Below are 3,472 nucleotides of genomic sequence, written 5' to 3'. Positions count from 1 at the left end.
CGAGTGGATCTATTTTCTCAAACACGAGGAGGTGCCAGAGGGTTTTCGGGCGCGGGGGCTGCAAGAGGCCAAGGAGCAATTAGATATCCTGCGGCTGCCGGAATCGGAGCGGCGGGCCTATGAGCGCTATCAGGATGACTTGCATCAGCAGGCCAGCATGGTGCAATCCTCCTATGGCTGGGGGATGCATCAGGGCCGGAAGCTGGGTCGGGAGGAAGGTCGGGAGGAAGGGCGGGGTGAAGGCCAACTGCAGGAGCGCCTGCGCATCGCCCGGAGTCTGCTTGACCTGATTGCTGATGACCAGTTGCTGGCGCAGAAGACCGGTTTGAGCCTTGCTGAGGTGCAGGCCTTACGCGCGCCCTGAGCATGATTCGTCGCGGCCGGGGGCCGCTCCTACGGCGGTAGGAGCGGCCCCCGGCCGCGACGGGTTCCCGCGCGATGCCCTGACCGCGCGTAACGGGTAGGGCGGAACGCCGCAGGCGGTTTCGCCATTTCGGTCTACGATGCTCAACGATTCCAGCGGACCCCGAGTATAAGCAACGCCGCTCGCGGGCGATCAACCCACGATCTCGAACGCCAGATGCCGATGCCCTTGCTTGATCCGGTAGGTCGCGGAATCGCCGCGGTCGATGGTAAATATTTTGCGCGCGATCATCCTTTGTGCTTCCGGCGGATGACCTGGGCCACCGCGGACTTGGCCCCCCGCGCGGGTGCGACGGCGTAACCGCCTGGACCCAGGTCCAACTCGCGGTAGATGTCGTAGGGTTTACGCTTGGCCTGTTCCTGCGCTTGGCCTTCGTAGGCGGTCAAGCCGTGTTTTAGGACATCGGAGATGGTAAGCCCGGTGATCGTGCGTAGCCGTTGCAGTGCCTGTTCCGCTTCGTCGTCAAGTCGGACGGTTCTCGTGCCCATGCTGGGTCTCCCGGCGTGTAATGTCCTACGCAAAGTAATACGGTTTGTTTCAGAGCGCAACGACGGGAGCGGGGTTTGCTCCCCGAAGGGCGGAACGCCGCGGGCGGTTGCGCCATTGTCCTGCAACGCGCACCCCGGGATCGCAAACATCAAGTGTTTCAAAGCGGACCAGTCGACACCGGTGCCGGCATGCCTGAGTTATTTCCTCAGTTGATTTTCCAAAATCAATGCAGTAAACAACTCCCGACTGGTGCGTGAACCTCGTCTGAGTGCGTTGCACGCAGCCTCATCCTCCGCAACAAGCGCGCCGGACCGGTGCAGTAAGGGAGAACGCGGACATGCCAACGATCGGCCGGGTGCATGCACACCTGCAGCATGGACTACTGCCGCTGCTGCTCTGCGCGGCGGCCACCGCCCAGGCCGCCCAGGCCGCCCGGCTGGACGCGGACGGCGACGGTGTGGTCGCGCCCGCGACCGACGGCACCCTCATCCTGCGCCACCTGTTCGGCTTCAGCGGCACCGCCCTGACCGCCGGCGCACTCGGCGCTGGGGCCACCCGCGACGCCGAAGCCATCACCGCCTACCTTGATCGCACCGGCGCCCTCTGGGACGTGGACGGCGACGGCCGGGTCGACGCACTCACCGACGGGGTGCTGATCATGCGCTATCTGCTGGGGCGCACGGGTTCGGCCCTCACCGTGGGCGCCGTCGCGGCGGGCGCCACCCGCACCACCCCCGGGCAGATCGCCCCCTACCTCGCGGCCCTCGGCCAGTTACCCGTCTTGGACCTCAACGACACCGGCATCACTAGCTGTGGCAATGCCATCAGCAATGGCTTGCCCTGTCCGGTGGCTGGCTTTCCCGGGCAGGACGCAGAACACGGACGCGATGCGACCAACAACGACGACAGCGACGGCCATGCCGGCTTCAGCTTCACCAAACTGGACGCCAACGGCAACCCGCTGGCCGCCAGCGAGCCGAATTGGACGTGCGTGCGTGACAATGTTACCGGGCTGATTTGGGAGGTCAAGACGGCCGATGGCGGGTGGCGGGATCAGAACAATACGTACTCCTGGTACAACCCGGACCCCGCGACCAATGGCGGCTCGGCTGGGTCGCTCAATCTCGGAGTCTGTACTGGCGGTATTAGCTGCGATACTGATGGCTATGTGCGGGCGGTCAATGCGCAGGGGCTGTGCGGGGCGGCGGATTGGCGTATACCAAATCCGCGGGAATTGCTGTCGATCGTCAGTAATGATCGGATATCGCCGACGATCGATTTGCTCTATTTTCCAAATACACTCGCCGATTCGTATGTTTGGTCCTTGTCTCCCAATGCCCACTATGCGGACTACGCATGGAACTTGCGCTTCAACTATGGTAACGCCGACTTCAGCCTTAAGCTCGCCGCCGTTCATATTCGCCTCGTGCGCGCCGGACAGTGACTTGGTCTTTTTTGGGGAATGAATTGAACGCGCGGCCGATCTCGAATCGCGATGATTTGGCTCAGCACCGGTCCTTGCGCCCTTGGGGGCGTGCCGTGGGCCGCGTGAGCCATCTCCCTATTTTGCGCGACGCGACACGCCTGCTGGTGGCGATTGAGCAGGCGGTCCGCCAATTTCCCCGTTACCATAAATACACCCTGGGCAGCGAATTGCGCCGCCAGGTGACGAACGTCTGCCGGGCAATCCGGCGGGCGGCCGATCATCGCGACGACCAAGGGCCTTGGCCGGTCGCGGCGCACCGCCGGTCAGCCCTATGCCTTCATCGGCGAGGAGGGCCAACTGGCCGGTGGGATGAAACGGCGGGTGCTCAGCCCCCTGTTCCAAGGCACCAGTTCCACCCTGTTCCCAGTATCGAGCGGCGGAGTGCTTAAGTGATGTATGACAAGTTTCTCGGGCTGGCGGCCGTCCTTTTGCTGTCGGCGGTTGGCGCCGGTGCGGTGGCCCAAACCTGCAACACCCGCATTCCGTCGACGGCACCCGACAGCCGCTTCACCGAGCACGGCGACGGTACTGTCAGCGATGCCGCCACCGGTCTGATGTGGATGCAATGCACCGTGGGCGTGAGCGGGGTGGGTTGTCTGAACGGTGCGGCCGCCACCTTCACCTGGCAGAACGCACTGCAACAGGCGATGGTGGCCAACGCAGCCGGCGTGGCCGGCCATACGGACTGGCGTCTGCCGAATAAGAATGAGTTGGAATCGCTGGTCGAGCGGCGCTGCTATGCCCCGGCAATCAACGCCACTTACTTTCCCAACATGCCGCCGAGTTCGGTTGTTTGGTCCTCATCTCCCTTTGCCTACCGCGCGTACTACGCTTCGTGGTACGTGAACTTCGGCGATGGTAGCGTCAGTTTCGGCGTTAGGAGCAGCACCGTTCATGTTCGCCTCGTGCGCGGCGGACAGTGACTTGGTCCTTTTTGGGGGTGTCGGCGTATGAGCATCCGGTCGGCCACAAACCGCTCGCCACCGCCCGTGTTTGGGCGTGGGCGAGACCGCATAGGGCGGAATGCCGCAGGCGGTTCCGCCATCTTCGGCTACAGCGGGGAGGTGAGACAT

The 3,472-nt window shown here is 63.7% G+C and carries 3 protein-coding genes and 1 pseudogene; 3 read left to right on the top strand and 1 reads right to left on the bottom strand.

The features are described 5' to 3' along the window. Positions 1-364, top strand: a pseudogene (locus QZY44_RS32205) (hypothetical protein); the annotation flags it as partial. A 287-nt stretch (positions 365-651) separates the two neighbouring features. Here the strand turns inward: QZY44_RS32205 and QZY44_RS32200 are convergent. Further along, the gene (locus QZY44_RS32200; protein ID WP_295457267.1) at positions 652-912 is read right to left on the bottom strand and encodes a hypothetical protein; all 261 of its coding nucleotides are present in this window, start codon (positions 910-912) and stop codon (positions 652-654) included. Positions 913-1,250: 338 nt separating this feature from the next. Between QZY44_RS32200 and QZY44_RS32195 the strand changes: the two genes are divergently transcribed. Then, positions 1,251-2,357 carry a DUF1566 domain-containing protein gene (locus tag QZY44_RS32195; protein WP_295457264.1) on the top strand — a complete coding sequence of 369 codons (1,107 nt, stop codon included), beginning with the start codon at positions 1,251-1,253 and terminating at the stop codon, positions 2,355-2,357. A 434-nt stretch (positions 2,358-2,791) separates the two neighbouring features. After that, positions 2,792-3,322 carry a DUF1566 domain-containing protein gene (locus QZY44_RS32190; protein WP_295457261.1) on the top strand — a complete coding sequence of 177 codons (531 nt, stop codon included), beginning with the start codon at positions 2,792-2,794 and terminating at the stop codon, positions 3,320-3,322. Positions 3,323-3,472 lie beyond the last annotated feature (150 nt).

Source organism: uncultured Thiodictyon sp., from assembly GCA_903837595.1.
GTDB lineage: Bacteria > Pseudomonadota > Gammaproteobacteria > Chromatiales > Chromatiaceae > Thiodictyon.
This window is presented reverse-complemented; position numbering and strand designations above follow the sequence as displayed.